At 40.9% G+C, this 24,565-nt stretch carries 25 protein-coding genes; 6 read left to right on the forward strand and 19 right to left on the reverse strand.

Features of this window, described 5'->3' with window-relative positions:
• Positions 1–469: 469 nt before the first annotated feature.
• Positions 470–4,558 (reverse strand): AAA family ATPase, encoded by a 4,089-nt coding sequence (locus tag AC2SLT_RS02615; protein ID WP_486545948.1) that lies wholly within the window; start codon positions 4,556–4,558, stop codon positions 470–472.
• Between the two features lie 265 nt (positions 4,559–4,823).
• Here AC2SLT_RS02615 and AC2SLT_RS02620 point away from each other — a divergent pair, with 265 nt between their 5' ends.
• The gene (locus AC2SLT_RS02620) at positions 4,824–5,159 is read left to right on the forward strand and encodes a DUF4298 domain-containing protein (RefSeq protein WP_486545949.1); all 336 of its coding nucleotides are present in this window, start codon (positions 4,824–4,826) and stop codon (positions 5,157–5,159) included.
• Positions 5,160–5,376: 217 nt separating this feature from the next.
• The gene (locus AC2SLT_RS02625; RefSeq protein WP_486545951.1) at positions 5,377–6,513 is read left to right on the forward strand and encodes a biotin--[acetyl-CoA-carboxylase] ligase; all 1,137 of its coding nucleotides are present in this window, start codon (positions 5,377–5,379) and stop codon (positions 6,511–6,513) included.
• Between the two features lie 46 nt (positions 6,514–6,559).
• On the opposite strand, the gene AC2SLT_RS02630 is transcribed toward AC2SLT_RS02625, so the two are convergent.
• Positions 6,560–7,420, reverse strand: coding sequence for an NUDIX hydrolase (locus AC2SLT_RS02630; RefSeq protein ID WP_486545953.1), 861 nt, complete (start codon positions 7,418–7,420; stop codon positions 6,560–6,562).
• 308 nt (positions 7,421–7,728) lie between these two features.
• On the opposite strand from AC2SLT_RS02630, the gene AC2SLT_RS02635 reads away from it, so the two are divergent.
• Positions 7,729–8,292, forward strand: coding sequence for an NUDIX hydrolase (locus AC2SLT_RS02635; protein WP_486545954.1), 564 nt, complete (start codon positions 7,729–7,731; stop codon positions 8,290–8,292).
• Between the two features lie 164 nt (positions 8,293–8,456).
• Here the strand turns inward: AC2SLT_RS02635 and AC2SLT_RS02640 are convergent, their stop codons facing one another.
• Positions 8,457–10,142: an NAD(P)H-hydrate dehydratase gene (locus AC2SLT_RS02640; RefSeq protein ID WP_486545956.1), complete on the reverse strand. Its 1,686-nt coding sequence runs from the start codon at positions 10,140–10,142 to the stop codon at positions 8,457–8,459.
• Between the two features lie 216 nt (positions 10,143–10,358).
• Between AC2SLT_RS02640 and queG the strand changes: the two genes are divergently transcribed.
• Positions 10,359–11,522: a tRNA epoxyqueuosine(34) reductase QueG gene (gene queG, locus AC2SLT_RS02645; protein WP_486545957.1), complete on the forward strand. Its 1,164-nt coding sequence runs from the start codon at positions 10,359–10,361 to the stop codon at positions 11,520–11,522.
• A 450-nt stretch (positions 11,523–11,972) separates the two neighbouring features.
• On the opposite strand, the gene lysM is transcribed toward queG, so the two are convergent.
• From lysM to AC2SLT_RS02675, 6 genes are all read right to left on the reverse strand, one after another.
• A complete protein-coding gene (lysM, locus tag AC2SLT_RS02650; protein WP_486545959.1) occupies positions 11,973–12,476 on the reverse strand; it encodes a peptidoglycan-binding protein LysM in 504 nt (167 codons plus the stop codon).
• A 349-nt stretch (positions 12,477–12,825) separates the two neighbouring features.
• Positions 12,826–13,068 (reverse strand): acyl carrier protein, encoded by a 243-nt coding sequence (gene acpP / locus AC2SLT_RS02655; protein ID WP_486545961.1) that lies wholly within the window; start codon positions 13,066–13,068, stop codon positions 12,826–12,828.
• 227 nt (positions 13,069–13,295) lie between these two features.
• Positions 13,296–14,024 (reverse strand): 3-oxoacyl-ACP reductase FabG, encoded by a 729-nt coding sequence (fabG, locus tag AC2SLT_RS02660; RefSeq protein WP_486545962.1) that lies wholly within the window; start codon positions 14,022–14,024, stop codon positions 13,296–13,298.
• Entirely contained in the window at positions 14,021–15,019 is a 999-nt protein-coding gene (gene fabD, locus AC2SLT_RS02665; protein ID WP_486545963.1) for an ACP S-malonyltransferase, read from the reverse strand. Before fabD ends, fabG begins: the two co-directional genes overlap by 4 nt.
• A 131-nt stretch (positions 15,020–15,150) precedes the next feature.
• Positions 15,151–15,333: a 50S ribosomal protein L32 gene (gene rpmF, locus AC2SLT_RS02670; RefSeq protein WP_486545964.1), complete on the reverse strand. Its 183-nt coding sequence runs from the start codon at positions 15,331–15,333 to the stop codon at positions 15,151–15,153.
• 280 nt (positions 15,334–15,613) lie between these two features.
• Positions 15,614–16,228 carry a YceD family protein gene (locus AC2SLT_RS02675; protein ID WP_486545965.1) on the reverse strand — a complete coding sequence of 205 codons (615 nt, stop codon included), beginning with the start codon at positions 16,226–16,228 and terminating at the stop codon, positions 15,614–15,616.
• Between the two features lie 669 nt (positions 16,229–16,897).
• On the opposite strand from AC2SLT_RS02675, the gene AC2SLT_RS02680 reads away from it, so the two are divergent.
• Positions 16,898–17,701 (forward strand): elongation factor P hydroxylase, encoded by an 804-nt coding sequence (locus AC2SLT_RS02680; RefSeq protein ID WP_486545967.1) that lies wholly within the window; start codon positions 16,898–16,900, stop codon positions 17,699–17,701.
• Between the two features lie 120 nt (positions 17,702–17,821).
• Positions 17,822–18,442, forward strand: a complete 621-nt coding sequence (locus AC2SLT_RS02685; protein ID WP_486545968.1) for an L-threonylcarbamoyladenylate synthase — start codon at positions 17,822–17,824, stop codon at positions 18,440–18,442.
• A gap of 273 nt (positions 18,443–18,715) precedes the next feature.
• Here the strand turns inward: AC2SLT_RS02685 and rplQ are convergent, their stop codons facing one another.
• The 10 genes from rplQ to rpsE form a co-directional block, all read right to left on the reverse strand.
• Entirely contained in the window at positions 18,716–19,075 is a 360-nt protein-coding gene (gene rplQ, locus AC2SLT_RS02690; RefSeq protein WP_486545970.1) for a 50S ribosomal protein L17, read from the reverse strand.
• A 20-nt stretch (positions 19,076–19,095) separates the two neighbouring features.
• Positions 19,096–20,103: a DNA-directed RNA polymerase subunit alpha gene (locus AC2SLT_RS02695; RefSeq protein WP_486545972.1), complete on the reverse strand. Its 1,008-nt coding sequence runs from the start codon at positions 20,101–20,103 to the stop codon at positions 19,096–19,098.
• A gap of 39 nt (positions 20,104–20,142) precedes the next feature.
• A complete protein-coding gene (gene rpsD / locus AC2SLT_RS02700) occupies positions 20,143–20,784 on the reverse strand; it encodes a 30S ribosomal protein S4 (protein WP_486545974.1) in 642 nt (213 codons plus the stop codon).
• A gap of 118 nt (positions 20,785–20,902) precedes the next feature.
• The gene (gene rpsK / locus AC2SLT_RS02705) at positions 20,903–21,292 is read right to left on the reverse strand and encodes a 30S ribosomal protein S11 (RefSeq protein ID WP_486545975.1); all 390 of its coding nucleotides are present in this window, start codon (positions 21,290–21,292) and stop codon (positions 20,903–20,905) included.
• A gap of 20 nt (positions 21,293–21,312) precedes the next feature.
• Positions 21,313–21,669 (reverse strand): 30S ribosomal protein S13, encoded by a 357-nt coding sequence (gene rpsM / locus AC2SLT_RS02710; protein WP_486545976.1) that lies wholly within the window; start codon positions 21,667–21,669, stop codon positions 21,313–21,315.
• 233 nt (positions 21,670–21,902) lie between these two features.
• On the reverse strand, positions 21,903–22,019 hold the full coding sequence (gene rpmJ / locus AC2SLT_RS02715; protein WP_007394227.1) for a 50S ribosomal protein L36: 117 nt from the start codon (positions 22,017–22,019) through the stop codon (positions 21,903–21,905).
• Positions 22,020–22,068: 49 nt separating this feature from the next.
• Entirely contained in the window at positions 22,069–23,400 is a 1,332-nt protein-coding gene (secY, locus tag AC2SLT_RS02720) for a preprotein translocase subunit SecY (protein ID WP_486545978.1), read from the reverse strand.
• A 5-nt stretch (positions 23,401–23,405) separates the two neighbouring features.
• Positions 23,406–23,855 (reverse strand): 50S ribosomal protein L15, encoded by a 450-nt coding sequence (gene rplO, locus AC2SLT_RS02725; protein ID WP_486545979.1) that lies wholly within the window; start codon positions 23,853–23,855, stop codon positions 23,406–23,408.
• Positions 23,855–24,034: a 50S ribosomal protein L30 gene (rpmD, locus tag AC2SLT_RS02730; protein ID WP_486531042.1), complete on the reverse strand. Its 180-nt coding sequence runs from the start codon at positions 24,032–24,034 to the stop codon at positions 23,855–23,857. The genes rplO and rpmD overlap by 1 nt, the downstream gene beginning before the upstream one ends.
• A 33-nt stretch (positions 24,035–24,067) precedes the next feature.
• Positions 24,068–24,565, reverse strand: coding sequence for a 30S ribosomal protein S5 (gene rpsE / locus AC2SLT_RS02735; RefSeq protein WP_486545981.1), 498 nt, complete (start codon positions 24,563–24,565; stop codon positions 24,068–24,070).

Raw genomic sequence — 24,565 nt, forward strand, 5'->3', positions numbered from 1 at the left:
ATGTCACTGGCGGTCGCTATTTTTTAGACAATACGTAGTGAAATTTTTGACGCTTAGTCATTCTAAGTGAGACAATTTCGCAATGTATGGGCAAAAAATAGCTCCGCCCCTTCGGGCTGAAGCTAAAAATGACCTATACCGTGTTGCAAACCTAGCTAAGGTCTAGACATTAGCATCGTTTTGCGCCTTGTCTAGGTCTATTTTAGCTATCAGCAGTCCTAATTAATCAATTCTATACAGCCCCTAGTCTAGCACGCTTTACTCACATCGTCATCAAACGGTGACCGCGTATGTCAACTTTTTATAAAGGCGTATTTAGCAGGTGTTTATTTTACTATACCTGACTTGTTTTACAGCAACATTTCTTAACGGCACCGCACTTTTTTATAGCTGAAATTTTATATCTTAAAGCTTGGGCCTAATCTAAAAAACGGGCAATGAGTCTTTTAAAGTTGGTATAAACGACGCCTTATGCACTAGTCTCTAAGTAGTGTTCAGCCTCTTCTAAACTGACACTGACCAGGGTTGAGATACCTGCCTGCGGCATAGTCACTCCCTTTAACTCATCCGCAATTTGCATTGCCAGCTTATTATGACTGATAAAGATAAATTGTACGTCATCTGCAAGCTCAGTGATTAAGTTAGTAAATCGACCGACATTGGCATCATCTAACGGCGCATCGACCTCATCGAGTACACAGAACGGAGCAGGATGTTGTTTGAATATGGCAAAAATGAGGCTCAAAGCAGTCAGTGTTTTTTCACCGCCAGACAATACAGCCAATCGGCTGTTCTTTTTACCCTTGGGCTGTGCCATCAGCTCAAGCCCCGCTCGCCACTGTTCACTTGAGTCAAGCGCTTCCTCTTTTATTAAAGTCAGGCTTGCCTGACCGCCTCCAAATACCTTGGTAAACAAGTGAGTCAACGACTCATTGACGGAATCTAAGGTCTGTAAGAATAACGTTTTAGTTTTGGCATCAATGGAGGTAATCGCATCGGTTAAGGTATCCATACTAGCAGTAATATCGATAATTTGTTGTTCTAAAGGTAATAGGCGCTCATCAACGTCAGCAAGCTCAGCTGCGGCCGCTAAATTAACTGGCCCCATACTCTCAAGCTTAGCGGTTACTTGACTTTCTTGCTGTTGCAAACTCTGCAGCTTATCCTCTGACATACGACGTCCATGCGCAATAAAATCCGTCAATAAACGGCTGGTATTTATCTGGCTATTTAACCGCTGTAAAGAGTGACTGGCCTCATTAATACGCTCATTAGCAAGGGCTACTTGCGTGGTGGTCTGCGCCAGTTGCTGTTGCGACTGCTTTAGCTGTTGCTCCGTTTGATCTCGCTGCTGTTGCAATTGACGGCTCTCAGCTTGCAACGTGCCAATGATACCATTACGCTCCTCCAAGTCTATTTTTAGTGCATGGTACTGGGTATTGGCAACCTGCAATTGGCCGTCAATATTAGGAAACTGTAGACTGGCTTTTTCGATCTCAATGCCTAATTGGTCTTGAGTGCATTTTAGAGAGTCAAGCTCCGACTGTCGCTTATTAAGTGCCTCTTTATGGTGTTCTGCCGCTATTTTAGCTTGGTTTAATTCTAGTTGCAGTTGCCGAAGTTGTTCGCTCTCTTCACGCTCTTGCTGACTAATGACTAGCCTTTGTTGTTCAATCTGTTGCTGTGATTGTCTTGCCGTGTCTAATTCAGGAGTCAGTGCGTTAAGAGAAACTTCTGCTGAACTAATACTGTTCTCAAGCTCATCACGCTCAACAAGCAGTCCCTGTTTTTCTGTATCAAGCTCGTCACGCAGCTGTTGCAATCGCTGTTGTTCGTGCTGCTGTCTGTCTCGCTTAGATTTTAATTCAACATAAGACTGTTTAATCTCAGTGATTTGATGACTTAGAAAGGTAAGTTGTGCAGACAGCTCTTGCGTATAGATGGATGCCTGATCATACTGGGTCTTGTCTGCCTTAATCGACTGAGACAGCGTATCAATCTCATCTTCTAGTGTATCTAGCGCCTCTTCTAATTCCGCTAAGCGTGCCTGTTGCTGTACACGCTGTGTTAAAAATTGCGCATTATTAGCAGTACCTGTCAGCTTACTAATGTGCAGTGCCCCCACACGACTAATGAGCCATCCTGCTTGAGTCAGAATAAGGCTTCCTTGCGGTAGCTCATTTATCAATGTGGCGATCTTTTCAACTTTTGCTATTTCACTATTTTGAGCATCTTGAAGGTCGGGTTTGACATCTTTATCGTTATCTACATTGTCGTTATCATCATTGTCAGTATTATCAATATACAGATAACATTGTTGCCATACTTTTAAATGTGGTGCAGCGATTAAGCGACTTAATGGCTCAAGTTGACTATCTATACTGTCCCATAATTGCGTTACGCCTTCGTCAATAGATGACTCAGAGCTGCTTTCAATCGTTAACAAAACACTATTGGCGCTAGACGTTGTCTTAGCATTAAGTTTAGTCTTAACGTCACCCTTATTAGCATTAGGCTTCTGCTTTGCGTCATCCGATAGACCCACAGTGGTATCAGTAACTGTTAATAGTTCTGCTAATAACCCCTGCCATGATGACATATTAGTGTTAGGTTCATTATCCGATTCATACTGGACGTCATAGATTCGGGCATCCAGCCAAAACCCAAGCCACATATCTAGCGACTCTGCATATTGCTCGCCTGCCTTCGTCAGTTTGATGTGTCGATGCAGCTCTGGTAATAAATTTAAAAGCTGTACGGGTCGTTGCTTTTGCTTCTTAGCTTTATTTACCGACGCATTTGACTGAGAAGTTGCTGTTGCCTTGACAGACCCATTACTCATCAGAGACGACTGGTCTTGTGAATTTTGGGTATGTAACGCTTTTGGCGGATGAACGATAGCATGCAACGTATCATACTCAGCAATGAGACTGGCATGGTGTTTTTCAAGCTTAACCCGTTTAGTCTGCTTGTCCTCTAACGCTTGATGTAAATTACTTAATACCGGCTTTTCAATATCCAGTCTATCAGAGAGAGTCTCTTGTTGATTGGTTAAGCTTTTAAGATTGGCTTCGTTTTGCTTTAGCGCCTCTTCAAGCTCAGTTAGACTGCTAAAACGAGCGCTCTGATTGAGTGTATCCTGCTCATTCTGTTCATCAAACAGACTCTGGCCAATCTGGCTTTGTCGATGACTATCGCTTGGCTGCTCTTTATGAGTTGAAATATCGTCATGAGAAGTCTCAATCTCAGGGAGTAATATACCCCACTTAAGCGCTTCGTCATGCCAGTTTTTATTTTTAGTTTGCCACTTTGCAAGATCATTTTGCAGTCGGGTATGGGCTTGCTGATTAAGCGCAAGTGCCTGTTCAAGTTGGGACTTCTCTGATTCAAGCTTGGCTACGTGATCGCGACTTTGCTCCCACTGAGTTTGTAAGGGGGCAAATTTAGCCTGAGTGTGTTGCGTCTGCTTCTCAAGATCCGACACCTTAGGGGCTAAGCTCTCTAAAGTCGCTTTATGAGATTGGCTTTGCTGTTTAGCGTCTTGAATACTGTCTTTGACTTGCTGCTGTCGATCTAAGTTACCTTGAAGACGCCGCTCTAGCTGATCGAGTGATGATTGAAGAGTGTCACGCTTATGGGTAAGGTGTTGCTTTTCGATATCTTGTGTGTGAAGCTTGTCTCGTGCCTCATCTTTTAACCATTGCTCCTCAGCCAAACGCTCACTGACCTTCGCTAACTTCTTTTTTAATTGTTCATGGCTAGCCTGTAGCTCAGTGACCGCTTTATTCAAAGATTGTTGCTCGGACTTATACTGCATTTGTGCCGCTTTGGCCCGATATAACTGTTCAATAGCCAACTGCTCTTTCACTTGGCTTAATTGCTCTTTTAAAGCTTGGTATTGATTGGCACTTTCTGCCTGCTTAACCAGCTTTTTTTTCTGGCGGGTCAGTTCAGCTTCGATGTCTGTCAGGCGCTCAAGGTTTTCACGAGTCTTTAGCAGTTTTTTCTGAGTTTCCTCACGCCTTGCTTGGTAACGAGAGACCCCCGCCGCCTCTTCAATATACTCTCGCAATTGCAACGGACTTGAGTCAACAATGCGCCCTATCATGCCTTGCTGAATGACTGAATAACTGCGTGGACCAAGCCCCGTACCTAAGAATACATCCACCACATCACGGCGTCGGCACCGGGTACCATTTATAAAATAATCCGATTTGCCTTCTACATTTACCTGACGGCGTACGGAGAGCTCATGGTATAGGTTTAACTCGTGGCGAATACCCGTCTGCTCATCTTGAGTATGCTCAAATGTTAGCTCTACACTGGCAAGGCTTTTAGCCGCTTTATTTTGAGTACCGGCAAAAATAACATCACTCATCGCACCGCCACGTAATTGCTTGGCTGACGACTCACCTAGTACCCAGCGTATGGCATCGATCACATTCGATTTGCCACAGCCATTCGGCCCAACAATGGCAGTAATACCATGACGAAAAGTGAAGGTAGTGGGATTGGCAAAGGATTTAAAGCCTGCCAGTTTGAGTGACTTTAGACGCATGGATCTCGCAAGTATAGGTTAATAAACGGTAACAATATGACGTAAAAGAGGCTCATTTTACCTGAAATCTAACTATTTTTCAGGCTTTAGAATCGGCGACAATTTTTACTGGCAATTTAAGGCGACATTGCCATTTTTAACTCAAGTAGGGTTCTGTTTTATTAGCAGAATGTGCCCTAGTCAGATTGACTTAATTAGTCAGATTGACTTTAACCCTGATACTGCCTAATATTTGAAGGAACTTCCCGAGTTAATTGAGACTCTCATGACACAACAAAGCTTTGAAAACAGCCCACAACCTATCTCTCAATATAGCCCTCAACAGCTGCAACAGAAATTCGAACGCTGGCAAGAAATACACCGCGAGCAAGTTCAGGCGCAACAACGCTGGGTTGAAGCCGAAGCCTTGTTTGCAGAACTCACCGAGTATTATCAAAGTCCACAGTGGGTAGAGGATCGCGAAGCGGATAGTGAGCTTGAGTATTCTGGCACTGCTCATTCTATCTTTAGTGAAGATGGGCTGTGGAATATGATTAGTGATCGAAACGATCTGGCAATACAGTGGATGCGTTTGGGTTTAGATGCGTTAGATCAGAAGTAAAACCACTATCTAAGAGTAACCTATTATTTGAAGCTATGGTCATTTCAAGGTTGGTATCAGTGTCAGTGAGCCTATTAGCTGTAGCGATTGCACTCGCCTTGCTCCATAGTTTAATGTCTAGATTTGGTATAAGCTATTAGTAAATCAAAAGCCCATCTTTAAACTATCGGTAATACAATAATCTAGTGCTCATCTAAGTCCAAAAATAGGCGAATGTATGCCCAGTTATTCAAATTCCAATTCCAAGCAACTGCTGTTACACCATCATGTACCCGTCAGCCCATCGACGAATAGTGAACTTCTACAGGCACTAGAATCCGGTACAGTGGATAAAAGCCAACCCTACCTGTTAACGGCCGGTATGCAAACGGAGGGACGCGGTCAACGCAGTCGCAGTTGGCACTCTCCGATTGGCAATATTTATTTGTCGCTTTACCACCCTTTAATAACCCCTTTATCAGGACTACTGTCTTTAGTGATTGGCTATCATCTGACCCAGCTACCGATTATTCAAAAGCTAAATCGTCAACGCATAGCTTATGGTGCGCCTATCATTGGGGTTAAATGGGCCAATGATATTGGGTATTACCATACCCCACCACATGCCCCATTAGCTCAGTCTGATAAGTTGCATTTTAAAAAACTGGCGGGCATTCTCATTGAGCCGGTATTAACAGACAATCAAATTACCGGCGTGGTTGTAGGAGTGGGGATGAATATTCATGCTGCGCCTGAATTGACTACTGAGACCCAAGAGAAAATGGCGTATCAAGCAGTGAGTTTAAGCCAGATTATTCAACAAACTCAAGGGGATGTGAGGGCCCATAAAGCAGGGAACTGGCAAGAAGGAAACAGGCAAGAAGACAATCATAACGGCAACAAACGCAATTCAGCGCGATATAATAACCAGCACTGCCCTCAACAATCAACGATAGACACCGCTTCCAATGCCACTTCAAACAATGTTTTAAAGGATGCTTTATATGACGCTTCGAATGATTCGTCAAGCTTGCCACGTGCGGAAGACCTTTACTTCTCTGTAAGTGCTACTATTCTTCGTGCGATTGAACAATACACTAGCTTTCATCACTCCGCTTACGCAGTGACTAGGTTTTTAAATGATTATAATAACGTGAATATACTGGTAGGACGTCATGTTCATATTCAACAACAGCTCATTGATCATCCAGTAGAATCCAAGGAAGGGACACAACAGTCACAACAAACTTATCTAGACGGCGTGGTCGTCGGTATCAATCCCGACGGTAGCTTAAAAATACGTCATGAGAATGAAAATAGCACACAAACCACTGATGTCTATACGGGAACGATTCGTATTAGTGATAATGGCTAATACGTTGTTAGGGCTTTGTTTCATTTACCCTCTTATCAAAACGAGCTTAAGGCGAATCAACTGACTCATAATACCAGTCAACGTCTCGGTCAAAGGCAATTTTTAGAAGGCTTGCAAGTATCCGCCCTGTCAGCCCCCATACTACCTCACCATCCACCTGCCAGCTCGGTGTCTTAATCATCATCGACTCATCTCCCATGCGCAAAGGTATAATATGATCCGTAGTAGGCTGGGTCATTAAACTTTCAAAATCAGCCCAAAAAATACGGGCAATCTCACCCAGCTCTGGTACGTAAGTGACAGGGGGCTCAACTAAAGCAACGATAGGACGGACTATCAACCCTTTTTTAGAGACTTGTGTCGGTAATTGACCGATAATTTGTGCTTTACTGGGCGGTAATGCGGTTTCCTCACAGGCTTCTCGCAAAGCTGTCACCACATTATTACCATCACCATGATCATGCTTACCACCTGCAAATGACACCTCACCTGCATGGCTATTTAAGTGAGCAGCACGGCGGGTCAACATGAGCTTAGGATGGGCTTCATTTGTAATGAGCACCAATACCGCCGCGTTTGCATTGGGTGTATCCACTAGTTTGCGTAATATATTTCTGGCTTTTCCGATATCTCCAGACATAGATTGTGATGCGTGTTGACTGTTCGAATCGAACTCATCATTTTTATAGATGCTAAGGTTATTGGTTTCATCCTTATCCTGGCGATCGCTATCTTGTGGCCGTACCTCCTCCTCAAACATGGCTTGCTGAACTCTCTGAGCCAATTGCTTTAATGAGGGCTGTTCAATGTGTTCAGGCAGCACAATTGCCAACTCGTCGAAGCGTACCGAGTGTTGGTTATGCTTAGAGTTTCCAAAGACAACATTTGATTCAGTTTTAGGTTTCATAAGTCACAATAAACCGTTAACAATAAGTGAGGTATTGTTGTTAGACTAACGCATAATGAGTAACTATGCTATCTTGATGACTGGGTCGTTTTAGTCAATATTTAGTTCATTTACGGTACACTATTTGATTAAATAAATGAAAATAAAACAGCTTAAAACGATCAATTTCTTAAAATAATTAAGTGCTCAAGATTCACCCTTTAAATTTTAAAGACGTTAATTTTGAAGGACATAAATAGCCAGTTTAATATAAGCTTTACCGATAATAAATAAAATTATCAGCATATTTTAAAGAGAAGGACACCTGTATGGCGTACTGTTTACAATGCGGACATCAAGCAGAATACAAAATTCCAGAAGGCGATCATAATGAACGTTTGGTTTGTCCAAATTGTCATTATATTCACTACGTAAACCCAAAGGTTATATGCGGGGCTATCGTTATTCATGATGACAAAGTGCTGCTGTGTCGCCGTGCGATCGAACCCAGATATGGGTATTGGACGCTACCTGCCGGATTTATGGAAATTGGTGAAACCATGGCTGAGGGTGCTGCTCGAGAGACAGTTGAAGAAGCGGATGCTGTCGCCATCAATCCTCATCTATATTGTCTGTATGACATTCCTGATATTGGTCAAATTTATGTAATGTATTTGTCCGACTTAAAGGAAGGTCGATATGATGTTGGGCCAGAGAGTCTTGAATGTGCGTTGTTCGAAGAAAAAGATATTCCTTGGGATGAGATTGCCTTTGAGGCAGTAAGACGTACGTTGAATCATTATTTTAAAGATCGTCAATCGTTTGATAGTCATAACACCTTCCCTATCCATCAAGAAATCATTTCAAAAGATAAAAGCATTAAGCGCTATTAAGTTCTATTTGCTATTAAGTTCTCTCTTGAGTTTAGCGAAAAAGCGAATAGCGCCTTATTATAGGCAACGGGAAGTTATTTATATCACCTCTGCAACTACCGCAAAGCCGACGCTAATAAATGACTCCCAGTTGCTCACTATTGTAGTTTTACGCCAATCGTTACTTATAACATAACGGTCAATTGTTGCATAACTTTGCCTACAGCGCTTGGCATATCACTAGCCTGTAGTGCCCAAACGCCGACTTCTTTTTCTAACCTATCACCTGCCATAGCATGGATAAACACCGCTTGCTGCAAACTGCGACATTTTGGCTGTAGAGCTGTTTGCGCAAGTAACCCAGCTGCTAAGCCAGATAATACATCCCCCATACCTGCTGTTGCCATACCTGGATTGCCCGCTGCACATACGTAGGCCTGTGGTTGTGATTGTGATTGCCCGTGTTCATTCTCCAGACTTTGATCAATAACGATAGAGCCTGCCCCTTTAAGCAACCAACTGCCATGAAACTTATCAGCCAAACGGTTTATTGATGCCAGTCGATCTGACTCTATATGATTTGGATCCGTATTCAATAGTCTCGCTGCCTCACCACTATGTGGCGTATACCACACTTGATTCTCAAGCGAATATTTTTTCAGTTGCTCAATCAAGGTTTGGCTTTTCTCACTGAGCGTATGAAGATGATACAGCCCATCTGCATCAATCACCATATCCACCCCCTCCTCCATGGCAGTGCGTAAATAGGTTTCGAATAACGACAAGCTTCTTTTATCGCGTCCCAGACCCATACCAATTGCCATGACATTACATTCCCCAATCAAGGCTTTAACTCCTGTTTTGTCATGTAAATCCACTGTCATTGCATTGGGCACACTTGCAATCAGACTGCTATGAAAGGTGTTATGACAAGCAACGGTCAGTTTACCTAGTCCTACAGACATGGCTGTACTTGCGGACAATATGGCAGCGCCTCCCATCCCCTGTGAGCCATCTACCTGATTGCCCCCTACTATCAAGGCATGACCAAAGCTTCCCTTATGGGTATTATTTTTTCGGCGCCGAATGGGTAACGCATTATATTGTAATTGTGCAATAGGACGCTGTGTCAGCACACTCGGTATCAAAGGTATATCAACAATATCCCCCGTATAGTCCGCAGCATCTTTAAGATGTAACCCAATCTTTCGTGCTACCAGACATAACGTAATATCAGCATTAATAGCGCAGCTTTCAAAGACTTGACCGGTACTCGATACTAACCCACTTGGCACATCAATACTGATAACCTGAAGTCCCGCACTACCAGCTTCACGCCTTGCAGTATTGATATAATCGATGGCTTTTGCAGTATCATCTTGAGGCGCACGATCCAAACCGATACCAAACAGCGCATCGATAATAATATCCGCGTTTAATGGGTACTGGTGATCTAACACTTGATGAAAATCGATGACCTCAACACCTTGCTCGATGGCAGTGTTCTTAGCCGCCGTGGCGTCACTCGTAGTTGCTTTAGCCACTTCTACGACCGATACCTGAGCGCCCATTTGGCTCAAATAATATGCCACACACCAGCCATCACCACCGTTATTTCCGCTACCTACCCAGACACTCACATTAAAAGTGCGCTTTACTAGATCCTCTTTTACTACGTCATTGGTCAAATAGGACTGATAAATCCATTGTGAGATTTGCCAAGCGGCTTGTTGCATAAGACCATAGCTTTGATTACCTGCGTCAAACCAATTTTTTTCAATATCATAAACTTGATCAGGGGTGAACAAAGGTAGACTTAAACTTGAGTATTTTAGTTTAGGTTTAATATGTAAACGTGCTGAATTTGACATCTTAGGGCGTCTCCTATTTATTTAATGTAGGCATTTTTTATTCTGGCATATTCATTTATGACATAATGTGACGTGCTATTTTGTATTGAGTTGACTGACAGTTTTAATGCTCGTTTGGAATTTGACATAAATTTTATATTTTCCTATTAATAGCTTATCATACCAACATCATTGTACACGTTGCCTTTATTGTTCTCCCTTGAGTCCTAACTTAATATGTCTAACTCTGTAAGCACACAACCGGCTGCTGATAATGAGCTGACCATTAATCCTTTTAACGATGCCCATGACGTTAAAACTTGGATTCATGATCAGGCGTTGGCGCTTGGGTTTGCAGATTGCGGCTTTGTCAGTGTTGACAACCCCGTTTTCGAAGCACAAATGCAGGGACTTCGTGACTGGTTGGCACAGGGTCATCATGGCCAACTCCAATTTATGGAGAACAATCATGACAAGCGCGCCAATCCTGCCTTACTAGTAGAAGGCGCACGCACTATTATCTCAGTGCGCATGGACTATCTTGAAATTCCACCAAAGCCGCGTCAAGTTGAGGACAACCTGCGTCCTAATCATGCCATCATTGCCCGCTATGCTCGTGGGCGTGACTATCATAAAACCATGCGCTCTCGCCTAAAGCAACTGGCGCAACAGATTGAGACCATGCTGCCTCAGTGGCACCATCTGGCGGTGGGAGCAGACTTACCTTTTGTTTTTAGACCCTTTAGCGATTCTGCGCCTATCTTTGAGCGGCCTTTAGCCGATCAAGCGGGCTTAGGCTGGACAGGTAAGCACACGTTACTGATCAATAGGCAATCTGGTTCGTTTTTTGTATTAGGCGAGCTTTTTCTAAGCTTAACTTTACCTGAAGATACGCCTGTATCAGCGCATTGTGGCAGCTGTAGTGCCTGTATAGATATTTGTCCGACCCAAGCTATCGTTGCACCCTATCAGCTCAACGCCAGTGCTTGCATCTCTTATTTAACGATAGAACATGATGGGATTATTGAAGAGAAGTACCGCCGGGCAATAGGTAACCGAATATTTGGATGTGATGACTGTCAGCTGATATGCCCATGGAATCGATATGCTAAAGTTAGTCCTATTGATGACTTTCATGCCCGACATGGTCTTGATAACCGTTTATTAACTGAGCTATGGCAGTGGACGGAAGCTGAGTTTTTAGAGCGAACACAGGGCAGTCCCATACGTCGCACCGGCTATCTAAATTTCTTAAGGAATATAGCCATCGCTATCGGTAATGCTCCCTATGACCCTGAACATAATAGGCTATTATCCTCTCGGCTAGGTCTGCACAGTGACATACTCGATGAGCATATTCATTGGGCGATTAATGAACAAAAATTAAAGAGCAATAATTGAAAAACAATAATTAGATCCCCGTTCTAAACTTACTAAAATTCACCAGGCTGTTACTTTTAGCCAAGCACACTAAGACCTTTAATCAAAAATGTTGGGCTAAAGCTACAGCTTAATCTAAGCACTGTGAATGAGGTATTAGATAACATTGACTCACAATCTTGACTCACAGGCTCGATTTTAAATTTTGGAGTAATTGTTTTGAGCCATTTTTTAGAGCAGTTTTTTAGAGCAATTGTGCATAATGAATAAAGCTTTATGATTAATTATTAAAATAATCCATCAAATACCGATCGACTTATACTAAACGACTTTTGCAAACATCTAAATCATCATAAACAGAACTAAAAAGACGCTTACTCTTAGAGTAAACGTCTTTATTTTTATGTCATTTAATTTTTATGTCATTTAAATAGTAAAAATCTAATTAACTATCAAGCTATTGCTTTTAAATTAAGGCTTTGGAATACGTAAAACTTGACCAGGATAAATTTTATCAGGGCTGGTAAGCATAGGCTTGTTGGCTTCGAAAATCTTGTTGTATTCATTTGCAGAGCCATATACTTCTTGAGCAATCTTAGACAGTGAATCACCAGACTTCACGGTGTACATGGTTGACTCAGGTGCATCTTGCTCAATATCAATGTTATCGATAACTTTAGCAACGTTTTGTACATTACCAATAGCGATAATCGCTTTTTCACGGTCTGCTTGCGTTTTGGCTTTACCACTGATTTCAGCAGTATCTGATGAACCATTATATTTAACTTTAAGATCGCTAATCTCTAAATTTTGTTGCTGAATACGCTTTAATAAAAGATTAGCAACTGACTGAGCTGAGGGCTCAGTAGAAGCTGCAGGTTTAGAGGCATCCGCATTTGACGCTTGTTCCTTGTCCGCATCTTCACGATTAAAAATCTTATCACCGATGTCTTTTGCAAAACTAAAAATTCCCATTGTTTTCTCCTTAAAATTACTGTTTATGATATAGATTATAAATTATTATTAATAAATAACGTTATTATAATATCTTATTATTTATCTGATTACCATTTATGTCAAAATTATGATTAAAGAGTTTAAACATAACCTGTCAGATAACCTAAAAAATAATCTATATTGATAGAATGTCACCCTTAAAGTATACCTATAACTTAATTAACAGTTTACTAAGCGAATGTAGTTAATTGTTAAATTTTATTATGCTAATAATTGATTAAATAGGTTCAGAAATAAAAAAGACCACAAGTTATTGTGGTCTTTTCATGATACTAAGCTAATGTTACTAAGCTATTTATTGCCTAGATTAAGAATCTAACTTTGACTTAATATAATCTACCGCTTTTTGTACCGTTGTTAATTCATTTGAATCATCATCAGGTATGGTAATGTCAAAATCATTTTCAAAAGTCATTACAAGCTCAACTAAGTCTAATGAGTCAGCACCAAGATCATTAATAAATGATGAATCATTTTTAATGTCTTCAACATTCACATCTAACTGTTCAGCAACCGCTGATTTTACTTTTAATTCAATTTCTTCGCTCATTGGAATCTCCATCCTATTATTGTTAAATATTATCTAAATTAAGGTTTAAATATTTAAGGTCTAAAGGGTAATATTGACTCAATCTATCTCAACCCTTCAAAGACTATCTGTTTCCAGTATATAAGAAATTATAAGAAGAAAGCATTACCTTAATAATAACACGACTCACTGCTTATAATAAACACAGACACTTTACAATTCTAAATTATTACATTTCAACAATGATATTACATATACATCCCGCCATTGACCGGTATAACGGCGCCAGTAATATAGCTCGCCTCATCACTTGCTAAAAAAGACACGGTCGCTGCCACGTCTTCGGGTTGTCCTAGACGCCCTACTGGCACAGCATCTAACATTGAGTTAAGTAGACGCTCATCTAGCTCATCCGTCATATCTGTTTCAATAAGACCAGGCGCCACGCAATTGACAGTGACCTGACGTGACCCTATCTCACGTGCCAATGTACGGCTAAAACCTTCTAGACCTGCTTTAGTAGCAGCATAGTTGGCTTGTCCGGCATTTCCCATTTGTGCCACGACAGATGAGATATTAATAATGCGTCCTTTACGGGCTTTCATCATACCGCGAATAGCTCGTTTACTCATACGATAAATGGCGGTTAAGTTTGTATCGATGACCGTATCCCAGTCATCATCTTTCATGCGTATGAGCAAACCATCTTGAGAGATACCTGCATTGTTGACTAATACTTGCACACTACCGTACACACTTTCGATCTCTTCAAACAGCTTGTCGATTTGAAGTTGGTCAGTAACATTTAATACACGGCCAATCCCTCCCGCATCATGTAAATAGTCATCGATGGCTTGAGCCCCTTCCGTAGAGGTCGCTGTCCCAATCACAAAATGGCCTTCTTTAGCAAAGCGTTTTGCAATGGCTTTCCCAATACCACGACTGGCACCTGTAACTAATATAATAGTACGGCTCATGATGACTCCTCATTCAACTTATCAAATAACTTCATGAGACGCTCAGGCTTATCAGTTGGATATGCCATTATCGGGGTCTCTTGTCTCTTAGCTAAGTTGCTCAACACAGTACCTGCACCACATTCTATAATTAAGTTAATATGTTTATCCGCCAACTTTTGCATCGTTTGGGTCCAAAGTACCGGGTGACTCAGCTGTTCTATCAGTGCTTTTTTGATACCGGCAACTGTTTTTTCTTCATTGGCATGTCTATTTTGCAAAACAGGACTCACTGGCAATTCAAACTCAACCTGACTCAGCTTTTCTGAGAGCGCTTCACTGGCATGTTGCATCAGCTCAGTATGTGATGGAACGCTTACCTTTAGTGGCACCATCTTTTTACCCATGCACTGAATATGTTGACTTAATAAGTCCATACCTAGCTCATTTCCTGCGACTACAACTTGCCCTGGACTGTTAAAGTTAGCTGGACTCACTATAGCATTGTCCTGACTACTTTGAGCTTGTTCGCAAATGCTAATTACTTGACTATTATCTAAGCCAAGTACCGCAGCCATTTTAGTCTCTATTCCTGCAACTGCCTGTTGCATAAATTGACCACGTGCATGCACCAGTTTTACCGCATCCGCCAGACTTAACACACCTGACGCACATAATGCGCTATACTCACCTAATGAGTGGCCTGCTAAAAACAGAGGCTCAAAATGAGTGTTATCTTTTAGAATTCGCCATATGGCTATACTAGCGGCTAACAAGGCTGATTGTGTGTTTTCAGTTTTAGCCAATGCAACATCATCTTGACAGACTGCCCATAAATCAAATCCTAAGGCATCACTGGCCTCACTAAATGTCTGCTTTACGATAGGATATAGCTCACTAAGCTCGTTGAGCATCCCGACAGTTTGAGACCCTTGTCCAGGAAAGACAACAGCAATACGGCGAGGTATATCAGGTTGACTATGTTTTTTTACGGATAGAGACTGTTTTAATGACATTGTAAGCCTTCTTATGACAATAGGTATCTAAATAGATACATATAAAAAAGAGCTAAGCACCGCCAATAATATTGGATTATTGGTAGGGCTTAGCTCTTATACTACACCACAATCATGATAATTGAAGGTAACTAGTCTTCTTGACTCACTTTGAACAACTGACGGCCACGATAAAAACCATCTTTCGTCATATGGTGACGACGATGTTTTTCACCAGTAGTGGCATCGATGCTTAGCTCAGCAACTTCCATATGATGGTGTGAACGACGCATATCACGGCGTGAGCGGCTTTTACGACTTTTTTGAACAGCCATGGGTCTTGCTCCTATTCTAAAAATATACTGCTAAGATACGTATTATATCGTTAATCAATTAATCAGATAAAATATAATAGCACTTTGCAAAATGAGTTCTCTATTGACCTCAATAAGAGCAACTCTTATTAAAAATCAAATAGGTTATGAATCTGGGAATAATAAACGAGAGATTATACCCGCTTTATTGTATAAAATAAAGGGTTAATCTCTACTTCACCTTTAAGCATGCTAATGGCTCTAAACTCTCTAAATAGTAAGCCTTAAATTGAGTAACGGTTTATAACTTACCCTTAAGAACTTCTAAAGCTGCAAAAGGGCTCTCAGCTTCTTCTTCAACTATTTCACCAACTTGTTCGACCGCCATTTCACAATCATCATGTTTCGCTGATAAAGGTACATCGAGTAGCAACTCATCTTCCACTAATTTCTTAAGTGGCAGTAGTCGGTCACCTTTTTTATTTTCCGGTTGATCTGCCAACAGCTCTTCAAGTAGCAGATAGTCATCTGACTCATCTATCAAACTTTCTTGATCTGCATGCTGTAATAAAACTAACTGTGCTTCGTGTGTGATATCGATAGACATAGGTGCCAAACAACGTTGGCAAATCACCCAAACCTCACCCGTGAACTGCATCATTAAAGTCAATAACTGACCCTGCTTTTTAAGCTCACATTTTAGTTCAATAGGCTTATCTCGATAATCTTCAGGTACAATATCGTCCAAACGTTTTAATAAGCTCGGTGTGATAGTCCCTGACCATATATACCCGCTATCTTCCCATTTTTCCAAATTCACATGGTTAGGTAACTGCTGAGCGCTTTTTTCTGTATTATTACTCAAGGTAGCATCCATTAAGTTAGTGGATTTATTATCTGGACTATATTTTGTCATATTTCTCTCTGGTTTAAAACTTAATTCGACAGTTTGCTGTGGATAATTCTCGATACTTTAACCCTTACATACCTCCATTCCTATTAGGGCGTGTGGAAAATTCGCAAATTAGCACTGCTGATAGCTAAAATCGTTCCAGACTAGGCGCAAACTGACGCTAATGTCTAGACCTTAGCTAGGTTTGTAACAACGTCTGGGGCGATTTTAGTATCAGCCGAAAGGGGCGGGACTCTTTTTTGCCAATATATGGCGGCTTTTAAAAATTTAGGGTTCTAACTTAGAATGACTAAGCGTCAAAAATTTCACTGCAAATTAACTAAAAAATAGTCTCCGCCAGTGCCATGGTCGAATGTTCCACACGCCCTATTATCATGACTCTTTTTGATAATGATATGGCTTATAGGTATCGCTCTTTTACATAGCAACCGACAGAATCATATTTAAAATAGTTATAGGGTGTTAAAAATGAGTGGTTAAAATACCCACAATTTTTTGCACCGTCTTTGATACAATCTTCTATGCCATACTCTTTTGCAATCAACCTGTATTCAGTTCTGTTTATCACGCGTTTTGAATATTTTCAATTTAACGTTTTAAATTTTGATGTAATTTGCCCACTTTATAGTTAAATTACTCAATTTCAATCACATCATATTAAAAGCCTGTTGTATGACGTCTTATTATTTTAATAACCTACCCATTGACCTGCTAATCAAAGCGCTTATCGTCTCAAATAAAGATCCTTTAGGATTCGCTGACCATAAAATAAGGCCTACTCTTGATAGACTCCATTCAAGTGATCAACGCTTCCAATACAGCACGTTGAATGACGTTAGCGACGTCGATAATTTACTGCCGAAATTAAAACAAGACTGGCTTTCAATTCAGCAACAGCAAAGTAAGCAACATAAATATAAGCAACATCCAGGTACAGCTTATTTAGAGGTCGATGATGACTATATTGAAACTCTTGAAGTAAACTGGTTAATTACCTTATTTAATGCCTTATTTGCTTCTAAAAACGTTCAATTAGTACGGGGTGGTCATGAGCCTGAGTATTTCCCTTCATGTCATGGCGAGCCTGCACGAATCGAATTTGCGCATGGTTATTTCCAAAGTGCTCTACATGAAATCAGTCACTGGAGTATTGCCGGCCGTCATCGGCGAACCTTGGCGGACTTTGGATATTGGTATGCCCCTGATGGTCGCACTGAAGCACAGCAAAAAGCCTTCGAAAAGGTTGAAGTTAAACCACAAGCCATTGAGTGCTTGTTTACTTTAGCTTGTGGCAAAACATTTAGCGTATCTCAGGATAATTTGCACGCAAACTTTGATACCACTGACAGTACGTTTGCAAAAGATGTCTATGCTAAAGCCAATCTATTTATTAACCAACCTAACTTACTACCTCAGGATGCGAAAATACTGTTAACAGCGCTTGCCTATTTGTGTCATGATATAGATACTGCGTGAATATCAATATTAAATAGACAACACATAAACCATATTCCCCTGCTTAAATAGACTTTTTCGTTTAGCTTTTCACTGAGCTATCACTTAATAATCAAAAGAAGAAGTTATGAGAGACTCCTTATGCAAACGTTATATATTCATCCAGAAAACCCTCAACCAAGGCTTATCGCTCAAGCGGTCGAAGCACTCCGTAACGATCAACTGATCGTTTATCCTACCGATACAAGCTATGCCTTTGGCTGCAAAATTGGCTCTAAAAAGGCTATCGAAACCCTTAGATTTATTCGACAACTTGATGATAAGCATCAATTCACTTTATTGTGCAAAGATTTAAGCGAAATAGCCACCTATGCCACAGTCGACAATCAACAGTTTAAACTGCTAAAAGCGAATACACCTGCGGCAATTACCTATATCTTGGAGGCGACAAAAGATGTGCCTAAAAAGCTGTCACACCCAAAAAAGAAAACGATCGGTATCCGCGTACCAGAAAATACAATCTCGCAAATGCTTTTAGAGTCGATGGGAGAACCAATCCTCACAAGTTCTTTAATTTTACCTGAGATGGAGCTCGCATTAGATGATCCATTTGATATCGAAGAGAAGCTCGCTAATCACATCGATTTGATGATTAATGCGGGTGTTTTGACCACCAAACTTACCACTGTTATTGACATGACGTCATTCCCACCGGAATTGATACGTCAAGGCGCTGCAGACGTCTCACACATTTTTGAGTAATCTATTAGTTTTATTCCAGTTTACGGTATTTTTTTATACTGCATTACTTTTTATTCCGTAGCTGCTTTGTGACTTTAAATAACATGTAAAAATAAAAAACCTCAATAGCTAGAATAAACAATGTTTTAAACATTATTTTCCAAGCTATCGAGGTTTTTAGTATTAACAGCAGACGGTTAATCAAACTCGATGTTGCTATCTATTTTAAAAATCTATGTTTTTAAAATCAATGTTTCTAAAACATTATCCTTAAAAACATTGGATTTTAAAATATTAGTCACGATCAACAAGTTCAACATATGCCATCGGTGCATTATCACCATCACGATTGCCACATTTGATGATACGGATGTATCCACCTGGGCGCTCTTGATAACGAGGTGCTAATGTACTAAATAACTTACCAACCATTGCTTTATCACGCATACGGCTGAATGCTAAACGACGGTTAGCTACTGAATCTTCTTTTGCCAAGGTAATAAGAGGCTCAGCCACACGGCGAAGCTCTTTTGCTTTTGGTAATGTTGTTTTAATCAGTTCATGTTCAAACAATGAGTTTGTCATGTTCTGGAACATTGCCTTACGATGGCTGCCGGTGCGACCCAGCTTAACTCCACTCTTACGATGTCGCATGGTCAAATATCCTTTATAGTTTAACGGCTACGATAAGAAAAGCGGTCATCAACACGTAGATCTGCTGGTGGCCAATTCTCTAAGCGCATATCCAGTTCAAGACCTTTAGACGCTAATACGTCTTTGATTTCGGTTAATGACTTCTTACCTAAGTTTGGTGTCTTAAGCAATTCAGTTTCTGAACGCTGTACCAAATCGCCGATATAGTAAATGTTTTCAGCTTTTAAACAGTTTGCTGAGCGAACCGTTAGTTCAAGATCATCCACTGGGCGTAATAGCACAGGGTCAACCTCTTCTTTTTCTTTCACAGGCTCTGGCGCTTCTTCTGCTTCTAAATCTACAAAAATTGAGATTTGTTGCTGCAAAATTGTTGCTGCTTTGCGAATTGCTTCTTCTGGATCAATCGTACCATTGGTTTCTAATTCAATGATTAATCGATCAAGATCCGTACGCTGTTCAACACGAGCATTTTCAACTTGATAAGCCACACGTGAAACTGGGCTAAAGCTAGCATCCAATTTCAAACGGCCGATTGCTTTAGTGTCACCATCTTCACGGCGTAAATTAGCAGGCTCATAACCACGGCCCATAACCACACGTAAGCGCATTTTTAGATGACCACGATCACCTAATGTACCTAGAACTAATTCAGGGTTTACAATATCAACATTGTGAGGCAAATCAATATCTGCCGCAGTGATGGTACCAGGACCTTTCTTATCTAGAGTTAAAAATACTTCATTTTGATCATGCATAGTAATTGCAAGACCTTTGAGATTTAAAAGCAAATCTAAAACATCTTCTTGCAGACCTTCAAGGGTAGAGTATTCGTGATCCACACCTTCAATTTCTGCTTCAATTACAGCTGCACCAGGTAATGAAGATAAAAGAATACGACGAAGGGCATTACCTAAGGTATGCCCAAAGCCGCGTTCTAACGGCTCGAGCGTGACTTTTGCATTTGTTTCGTCCACCGCATCCACATTAATGGCATTAGGGGTCAGAAACTCGGTAGCATTTAGCATCATATTGTCACCTCGATGTGTTAATCAAATTATTGTTAGCGATTATTTAGAATACAATTCAACGATTAAGCTTTCGGTGATTTCTGCAGGTAGATCAATACGATCTGGCGCTTGCTTAAATGTACCTTGCATTTTGCTATGATCAACATCTAACCATTCAGGGATACCACGTTGAGTAGCAAGTTCGATAGCATTCTTAATACGTAACTGTTCTTTCGCTTTTTCGTGAATGGCAATAACATCACCATCTTGAACTTGAATTGATGGAATGTTCACACGAACAAATTCATCACGTCCAGCTCGTTTTAGCATAATGGCACGGTGACTTACCAACTGACGTGCTTCAGCACGAGTTGAGCCAAAACCCATACGATATACAACATTATCTAAACGACGTTCTAACATCTGCAATAGATGTTCGCCAGTTGCACCACGTGCACGTGCAGATTCTTTATAATAGTTAGCGAACTGACGCTCTAATACGCCATACATACGCTTAACTTTTTGCTTCTCACGAAGCTGTAATGAATATTCAGAAGCTTTATTGCGCGTATTGCCATGTTGACCAGGCACGCGACCTGCTTTCTTAGTCTTTACATCATAAGGCTTAATACCTGATTTTAATTGTAAATCAGTACCTTCACGACGCGACAACTTTAATTTTGGACCTATATAACGGGCCATGCTTGTGTCTCCTTGAGTTACGTCTTAATAGTAACTTGTAACGGTAATTTCGTCTTAATTCACACACCTTACATTTGCTACTCTCTATCGACATAGCAAAATATAGGGTAATAATAGTTTAAACGCGACGCTTTTTAGGCGCACGGCAACCGTTGTGTGGGATTGGGGTAACATCAGATATGCTGTTAATTTTATAACCTAATGCACCTAAAGCTCTTACCGCAGACTCACGACCCGGTCCTGGACCTTTAACCAGAACATCGACATTTTTCACACCATATTCTTGAGCAGCTTTACCAGCTACTTCAGCGGCAACCTGAGCTGCAAATGGTGTTGATTTACGTGAACCACGGAAGCCTTGTCCACCTGAGGTGGCCCAAGCCAATGCATTACCTTGACGATCAGTAATCGTTACAATGGTGTTATTAAAAGACGCATGAATGTGGGCTACGCCCTCTGATACCGAACGACGAGCCGTTTTTTTACGACCACGGGTGTCTTTTGCCATCTTTTAGCTTCCTAAGTTAATTATCTTTTAATTGAACGAATCGGACCCTTACGAGTACGAGCGTTATTTTTCGTGTTTTGACCTCTTACAGGTAAATTACGACGATGGCGAATACCACGGTAACAACCTAAATCGACCAAACGCTTAATATTCATTGAAACTTCACGACGTAGGTCACCCTCAGTCATGTAGTTACCAACTTGAGCACGGATAGCATCAAGCTGCGTGTCATCTAACTGACTAATTTTTGTCGTAGGCTCTATACCAACCGCATCTAAAATCTGCTGAGCGGTAGTACGACCAATACCAAAAATATAAGTCAATGAAATCACTGCATGCTTGTTATCCGGAATGTTGACGCCGGCAATACGAGCCATTGATTTCTCTCCAGTTATGAAAAATGAGTCTTGGCTAAAAGAATAGCCTTATGACTTATGTTTCAGATTGTGCCATTTGACTAGTTATTACTTTATATTCAGTCACTACCAAATATAATATCAAAAACTATGCAAACGACGGCAAGTGGCGGATGATAACTCATCCGCCATAAATATTCAAGTATAAACTCTATTCTTTGTATTCTGAATACTGATTAAATACAAATTAAGGATTAACCTTGACGTTGCTTATGACGTGGTTCTGCTTTACAAATAACATGTACTTTACCTTTACGGCGTACTACTTTGCAGCTACCACAAATCTTTTTTACAGATGCTTGAACTTTCATACTTATCTCCTATAGAACAAACGCTTTGCTTCAAAATCTCTTTGAAACACTATTTAATAAGCGTCTGATCATGATACTGATGTGTCATTAAGTGAGCCTGTAATTGTGAAATAAAGTCCATCACAACAACAACCATAATTAATAATGAGGTACCACCTAAATGGAATGGTATACCAAATGAGGACTGTAATAACATTGGCATTAAACAAATCACAGTCATATAAATCGCACCAATAAAGGTAAGTCGATTTAGTACGTGATCTAGATAACGCTGGGTTTGCATGCCAGGTCGAATACCAGGTATATATGCCCCGCTACGTTTTAAATTTTCTGCAACATCATGAGGACTAAAAACCAATGCGGTATAGAAATAACAGAAAAAGATAATCATCGCACCAAATAGGACTAGGTAAAGAGGCTGACCCGGAGCTAAAACTAATGACATCGTTTGCAAAAACTGCTGCCACATACTAGGATCAGCTGAGTTACCTACCCATTGACCCAAACTTGCTGGAAACATCAACAGAGCACTAGCAAAAATTGCGGGAATAACACCCGCCATATTAATCTTTAGTGGTAAATGAGACTGTTGATTTGCGTAAACTTTACGACCTAATTGCTGTTTTTGCGCATAGTTAACCGGAATTCGACGTTGGGCTCTTTCTATATAAACAATACCAGCAGTCACTGCAATACCCAAAACAGCAAATACGAGTAAAATGATGAGACTTTGAGGGTCGTTCTTAACCATATCAAAAGATTGACCTAGCATACTAGGAACACTTGATACTATACTGGCAAAAATAAGCATGGATATGCCATTGCCGACACCGCGCTCTGTTATTTGCTCACCGAGCCACATCAAAAACATGGCACCTGCAACAAGTGAACTGACAGCAGGGATATAAAACGTCAATCCAGAGGATAAGGTCAGATTTTGACTAATCAGTCCAGTACACATGAAAATGGCTTGAATTGATGCCAAAAAGAGAGTGCCCTGCCGTGTATACTTATTCAGTTTACGTCGACCAGCCTCTCCCTCTTTTTTTAAAGCCTCAAGTGATGGCAATACCGCTGACATCATTTGCACAATAATAGAGGCAGAAATATAAGGCATAATTCCTAAAGCCATAATTGACATTCTCTCTAACGCACCCCCTGAAAACATGTTAAACATGCTCAAGATGGTGTTTTCGTTTCTAGAGAAAAGTTCAGCTAGGCTATTTGGATTTATTCCAGGTACTGGGATATGTGAACCCAAACGGTAAACAACCAACGCCCCCATTAAGAACAACAAGCGATTCCAAAGCTCATCATACTTACGAATAAACGCAAGTGGATTCATAGGAATAGCAGAGGTAGGCCCAGATTGCTTAGCCATTTAAATTACTCCTCAGTTTCCTCAACTGTGCCACCAGCAGCTTCAATAGCCGCTTTAGCACCTTTGGTCACTTTAACACCTTTAAATGTATAAGCTTTAGTAATCTCGCCAGACAAGATGATACGCGCGCGTTTCATATCATGACGGATAATGTTTGATGCTTTAAGGGTTTCAACGCTCACTACGTCACCATCAATCTTGTTAAGCTCTGATAGACGTACTTCTGCCGTTGTCATTGCCATCTGGCTAGTAAAGCCAAATTTAGGTACTCGGCGGAATAAAGGCATTTGACCACCTTCAAATCCGCGACGAACGCCTGACCCTGAACGTGACTTCTGACCTTTAACACCACGTCCACCTGTTTTGCCAAGACCAGAACCGATACCACGACCTTTACGGTGGGCTGTTTTCTTAGCACCAACACCTGGTGATAATTCGTTTAATTTAAGTCCCATTACGCTTCCTCCACTTTAACCATGTAATTGATGCGATTCACCATTCCACGGGTTGAAGGGGTGTCTTCAACTTCGACTGTTTGTCCGATACGGCGTAAACCTAGCCCCATAAGACAAGCTTTATGGCTTTTAAGGCGATGGGCACCAGATTTAATTTGAGTAACTTTCATTGTTTTCATCGTAACTCACCTACTATATATATTTAAAAATGGTTAGCCCAAGATCTCTTCAACAGATTTACCACGTTTGGCAGCCGCCTTTTCAGGAGAAGACATATCGCGTAAACCATTAAAAGTCGCACGAACTACGTTGGTTGGGTTCGTTGAACCATAGCACTTAGTCAATACGTTTTCCACACCAGCAGATTCAAGCACTGCACGAACAGCACCACCGGCAATAACACCAGTACCTTCATTAGCAGGCTGCATATAAACTTTACTAGCCCCATGACGGGCTACGATAGGATGCTGTAACGTAACACCATCAAGATCTACTGTGATCATGTTACGTTTTGCAGCTTCAAGTGCCTTTTGGATGGCTGCTGGCACTTCGCGAGCTTTACCACGTCCAAATCCAACACGACCATTACCATCACCTACTACTGTTAATGCAGTAAATGAAAAGATACGACCACCTTTAACTACTTTCGATACACGGTCAACAGAAACTAATTTTTCTACTAATCCGTCGTTTTGTTCTACTTTAGCCAT

The organism is Psychrobacter sp. CX18, from assembly GCF_057396215.1.